Origin of the sequence: Frankia sp. AgKG'84/4, assembly GCF_023242965.2 — a bacterium.
Classification (GTDB): Bacteria; Actinomycetota; Actinomycetes; order Frankiales; family Frankiaceae; genus Frankia.
On the sequence record NZ_JALKFU020000390.1, the window covers coordinates 1 to 5028 of the forward strand.

Sequence of the window (5028 nt, forward strand, 5' to 3'; positions counted from 1 at the left end):
GGGGCGGGCGGGGCGGGCACGCCGGGGCCGCCGGGCGCGCTGACCGTGAGCCCCTTGGGTGCGTGGCCGGCCAGGACCTCGGTGTAGGTGCTTGGAGCCTGCTCGTCGCGGACGCTGGCCGACATGCCGTTCAGCGCAGCGATCCCGAGCCGCTGCCGGACCGCGGTGGTATCGCCCGGGCCCTGCCCGGCACGCTGGAGCACGGCCCGGAAGGCGTTCCAGTCGACGTCGCGGTCGCCGGCGAAGGCGGCCGGGGCCGCCACCCGCTGCTGACCGAGGTGGTCCAGCTCGCTCAGCACGCCCGCGTAGGCCCCGACCAGCAGCACCCGGTCGGTGCGCGGGTTCGCGCCGTAGTAGTGGTCGGAGAGGCAGTAGTAGGTCTGACGCAGGGTCGCCTCCGTGACGGGGGCGAGGGTGGGAGTCGAGACGGCCGGGGCGCTGAGCGGGCCGAGCGCGGTGCCCGGCTGCCCGGGAACAGGCGCGGCACCGATCGGGCCGCACGTGGTGGGGGTGGGGGCGTCGGGTGTCGCCGCCTGGGCCAGGCCGGCGCTCAGCCCGACACCGACGGGCACCGCCACCGCGAGGGCGGCGGCGGTCAGTACCGATGTCCGGGTCGTTCGCAGCGGGGATCTCATGTCCGGCACGGTGTCAGGGATGATGTTGCCGCCGGTTGAACGAGACCGTTAACAGCGTTGTCACACTGTGTTCGATAGAAGGTGCCCATGCGCGTACTGGTGGCCGAGGACGAGCGGGACCTGGCCGATCTGGTGGCCGAGGGCCTGCGCCGATATGCCATGGCGGTCGACGTGGCCTACGACGGCGCGGCGGCGACCGAGCGGCTCGCCGTGCACGACTACGACGTGCTGGTGCTCGACCGTGACCTGCCCGAGGTGCCTGGCGACGAGATCTGCCGCGACCTGGCGGCCTCCGGGGCACGCACCCGCATCCTGATGCTGACGGCGGCGGCGACGGTGCCCGAACGGGTCGCCGGGCTCGGCCTCGGCGCGGACGACTACCTCCCCAAGCCGTTCGACTACGCCGAGCTCGTCGCCCGGGTGCAGGCCCTCGGGCGGCGCAGCCAGGCGCCGGTGGCTCCGGTGCTGACCCGCGCCGGCATCCAGCTCGACCCGCGCCATCTGCAGGCCTCCCGCGACGGGCGCTACCTTCGGCTCTCTCGCAAGGAGTACGCGGTGCTGGAGGTGCTGCTGCGCGCCGACGGGGCGGTGGTGAGCACCGAGGCGCTGCTGGAGTCCGCCTGGGACGAGCATGCCGACCCGTTCACGACGGTGGTCCGGGTCGTCGTCAGCCGGCTGCGCGCGAAGCTCGGTGATCCGCCGTGCATCCACACCGTTCCCGGCGCGGGCTACCGGCTGTGAGCGTCGACGGCGCGGCCGCGGCACGGGCGGCTGGAGCGCGGGAGACCGGAGGGGACCGGGTGGCCCGGGACTGGTTCGGCGCGCGCGGCACCGTGCGGGTCCGGCTCACGATGCTCTACAGCGGGCTGTTCCTGCTGACTTCGACGATCCTGCTCGTGGTGACGAACCTGCTGCTGCGCACGGTGCTGACCAGCAAGGTCACCGCCATCACCGCGGGCGCGGTGGCGGCGCCGGACGTAGCGGCCAACGCCCTGCCACCCGCGGGCCTGACCGCCGGCGACGGGCCGCGGTTCGCGGGTACGACGCCCGACCCGTCCGCCGTGAACGCCTATGTCGGGCGGCTGCAGATCGTCGGCCGGCTGCCGGACGTGGTCCTGCACTACCAGTGGAACGCCGCGCTCATCACTATCGGCGTCCTCGCCGTCGTCTCGGTGGCGGCAGGCTGGTTCCTCGCCGGCCGGCTGCTGCGGCCCCTGCACCAGATCACCGCCACCGCCCACCGGCTGTCGCTGTCAAACCTGCACGAACGGATCAACCTCGGCGGGCCCCACGACGAGCTGCGCGAGCTCGCCGACACGTTCGACGAGATGCTCGCCCGCCTGGAACGCGCCGTCGAGGCCCAGCGCCGTTTCCTCGCGAACGCGGCCCACGAGCTGCGCACCCCGCTCGCGGTGCAGCGGGCGGCCATCCAGATCGGCCTGACCGATCCGGCGCCCGGGCGCCTGCCACGGGTACGCGCGCAGCTGCTGGCGGCGAATCAGCGCACCGAGCGGCTCATCGACGGGCTGCTGCTGCTCGCCCAGACCGAACGGGGTCTGGGGGCCGTCGAACCCGTCGCGCTCGACGCGCTCGTGCGCCAGGCCGCGCGGGAGGCGGCCAGCGGCGACGTCGAGGTGACGGTCCAGACGGAGCCGGTGATCACCAGTGGCGACGGGGTCCTGCTGGCGCGCCTGGTCGGGAACCTGCTCGACAACGCCGTGCGGCACAACCATCCTGGCGGCTGTGTGCACGTCCAGCTGGACTCGACCGCGACGCTCACCGTGCGCAACTCCGGCCCGCACGTCCCCGAGGACCGCATCACGGAGATCTTCGAGCCGTTCCGCCGACTTCGTGCACCGCGCACGGGTTCGGGTGATCGCGGCGGCCTCGGCCTCGGGCTGTCCATCGTCGCGTCCATCGCGGCGCTGCACCACATCGCGCTGAGCGCCAGGCCGAACCCGGCCGGCGGCCTCCTGATCACCGTCGGCTTCCCGCGGTCCGCGGCCGCGTCTCCCGACCGTCCCGGGGCACTCACGCACGACGGCAGCCCCCCGGCGGAGCACCGCGCGATCACCGGGCCGGCACCGGACCCGGCCGCCGCCTCCCCGCCCAGCGGGTGACACCCGCCACCGGCCGGCTGGTGGGTCAGTCCGCCGCCGGAACGTGGCGGGCGGCGACGTTGCCGTCGGTCCATTCACGGCCGAACCAGCGGCGGATCCGGTCGGCGCCAAACGCCGCCTTGTCCGCCGTGTGGAGCAGGGAGGGATCGTCGAAGCGGCCGGCCGGCGTCTCGCCGCGCCGGAAGGTCACCTCCACCCGGCCGATGCGGTGGTCGCCGAACTCGATGTAGCAGATGCCCTGGCCGCCGTACGTCGACGACGCGCCGCCGCCGCGGTGCCGGGCGATGATCCGCTCGGCGACGATGGCCGCCTGGCCTTCGGCGAACACGCCGGCCTTGGGCGTGCCGACGCTCGTCACGTCGCCGACGGCGTACACGTGCGGGTAGGCGGTCTCCAGCGTCAGCGGGTCGACCGGGATCCAGCCGTCGACGCACATCCCGGACTCGGCGACGACCTGCGGCGCGCGGTGCACGGGGACGCCGAGGAACAGATCGAAGGACAGTTCGCCGCCGTCGGCGAACACGGCGACCCGGCGCGCCGGGTCCAGCTCGCGCACGAGCCGCCCGGGATGCCAGCCGATCCCCCGCTCGGCGAACGCCGCCAGCAGCGCCTGCGACGCGGCCGGCGACGGCGGGATCGGCACGCCCAGCGGCATGACCAGGGCGATCTCGCTGGTCTCGCGCAGCCCGCGGGCCACCAGGAAGTCGTGCAGGAGCAGAGCCGTCTCGCTCGGCGCCGGCGGACACTTGAACGGCGTCGAGGTGACCCCGATGATCACTCGTCCGCCGGGGAACCGGTCGAGGACCTCGGCGGCGGCGAACGCCCCGGCGACCGTGTAGAACTCGTGGCCGGCCTCGACCAGGCCCGGGGTCATGGACGGGTGCAGGTCGGCGCCGAGGGCGACGACGAGGATGTCGCCCTCGAACGGCCCGGCGTCGGTCTCGACACGGCGGGCGGCGGGGTCGATCGCGCGGATGGTGGCCGGCACGAAGCGCACCCCCGGCGCGGCGAGGTCACGGTAGAGGTGGCGCACCGACGGCGCGGTGGCGTGCCCGAACATCACGTCGAGCTTGGAGAAGCCGAAGACGAAGCCCTCGGCCTTGTCGATCAGTACGACGTCGGCGTCGGCACCGAGCGCCACCGAGAGCCGGGTGGACAGCTCCAGGCCACCGAACCCCGCCCCGAGAACCAGTACCCGCATGATCGTCGCGCCCTTTCGGAGTCGCCCCTGGGGGCGGATGGTGTGCGCCGGGCACGATCGAGGGCATGCCGAAACAGCCAGCGCCGGCCATGATGTTCCTGCGTCGGCCGAGGCCGGCCGCGGTGGCCCCCGCGACCGCCGTCAAGACGGCCGCGAGGTCACCGGGAGCGCGTGCTCAGGAAGGCTGCGTGCTCAGGAAGGCTGCGTGCTCAGGAAGGCTGGGGCACGATGCGCAGGTAGGGCTTCGGCTCCTCCCAGGAACCGAAGATCTCCTTGGCCTGGTCGTTGTTGACCGAGCCGGCGATCACGACGTTCTCGCCCTGCTTCCAGTTCACCGGGGTGGCGACCTTGTGCTTGGCGGTGAGCTGCAGCGAGTCGATGACCCGCAGGACCTCGTCGAAGTTGCGCCCGGTGGTCATCGGGTAGACCAGGATCAGCTTGATCTTCTTGTCCGGGCCGATGACGAACACGTTGCGGACGGTCTGGTTGTCCGCGGCCGTGCGGTCGGCCGGGTCACCGCTGACGTCGGCGCCGAGCATGCCGTACGCCTTGGAGATCGTGAAGTCGGCGTCGCCGATGAGCGGGTAGTTCGGGGCCGTGCCCTGCGTCTCCTCGATGTCCTTCGCCCAGTCGGCGTGCTTGTCGACCGGGTCGACGGACAGGCCGATGATCTTCACGCCGCGCTTGTCGAACTCGGGCTTGATGCTGGCCACGTAGCCGAGCTCGGTGGTGCAGATCGGGGTGAAGTTCTTCGGGTGCGAGAAGAGCACCGCCCACGAGTCGCCGATCCAGTCGTGGAAGCGGATCGCGCCCTCGGTGGTCGCGGCCACGAAGTCCGGTGCGGTGTCGCCGATTGTCAGAGTCATCGTCGTCTCGTCTTCCTTTCGGTGCGGCCGCGGCGCTCGAGAGCGCCGCGGTGGGTGTCGCGCAGGCAGAACACTACGGATGGGGCGTTCCCTGAGCGTTCCCTGCGCCAAACCGGCGTCCGCCCTGGTCCGGGCACCGCGGGCGGCCGGGCGAGGTCAGCGGCACCGCGGCCTCGGCGTGCCGGCGCGCCCGCGCCGTCCAGAAC

Annotated in this window: 4 protein-coding genes and 1 pseudogene; 2 read left to right on the top strand and 3 right to left on the bottom strand. The window is 73.0% G+C overall.

Translation table 11 applies throughout. The features are described from left to right. Nucleotides 1-635, bottom strand: a pseudogene (locus MXD58_RS19695) (hypothetical protein); the annotation flags it as partial. An 87-nt stretch (nucleotides 636-722) separates the two neighbouring features. On the opposite strand from MXD58_RS19695, the gene MXD58_RS19700 reads away from it, so the two are divergent. After that, on the top strand, nucleotides 723-1376 hold the full coding sequence (locus tag MXD58_RS19700; protein WP_248840193.1) for a response regulator transcription factor: 654 nt from the start codon (nucleotides 723-725) through the stop codon (nucleotides 1374-1376). A 59-nt stretch (nucleotides 1377-1435) separates the two neighbouring features. Continuing rightward, on the top strand, nucleotides 1436-2755 hold the full coding sequence (locus tag MXD58_RS19705) for a sensor histidine kinase (RefSeq protein ID WP_250609703.1): 1320 nt from the start codon (nucleotides 1436-1438) through the stop codon (nucleotides 2753-2755). A gap of 25 nt (nucleotides 2756-2780) precedes the next feature. Here the strand turns inward: MXD58_RS19705 and MXD58_RS19710 are convergent, their stop codons facing one another. Beyond that, on the bottom strand, nucleotides 2781-3956 hold the full coding sequence (locus MXD58_RS19710; protein ID WP_248840191.1) for an NAD(P)/FAD-dependent oxidoreductase: 1176 nt from the start codon (nucleotides 3954-3956) through the stop codon (nucleotides 2781-2783). Nucleotides 3957-4165: 209 nt separating this feature from the next. Then, nucleotides 4166-4822 carry a peroxiredoxin gene (locus MXD58_RS19715; protein ID WP_248840190.1) on the bottom strand — a complete coding sequence of 219 codons (657 nt, stop codon included), beginning with the start codon at nucleotides 4820-4822 and terminating at the stop codon, nucleotides 4166-4168. Nucleotides 4823-5028 lie beyond the last annotated feature (206 nt).

Bases quoted from the DNA above. Each gene is read 5' to 3' on its own strand.
- MXD58_RS19700 (WP_248840193.1), top strand. From the start codon at position 723: ATGCGCGTACTGGTGGCCGAGGACGAGCGGGACCTGGCCGATCTGGTG.
- MXD58_RS19710 (WP_248840191.1), bottom strand. From the start codon at position 3,956: ATGCGGGTACTGGTTCTCGGGGCGGGGTTCGGTGGCCTGGAGCTGTCC.
- MXD58_RS19715 (WP_248840190.1), bottom strand. From the start codon at position 4,822: ATGACTCTGACAATCGGCGACACCGCACCGGACTTCGTGGCCGCGACC.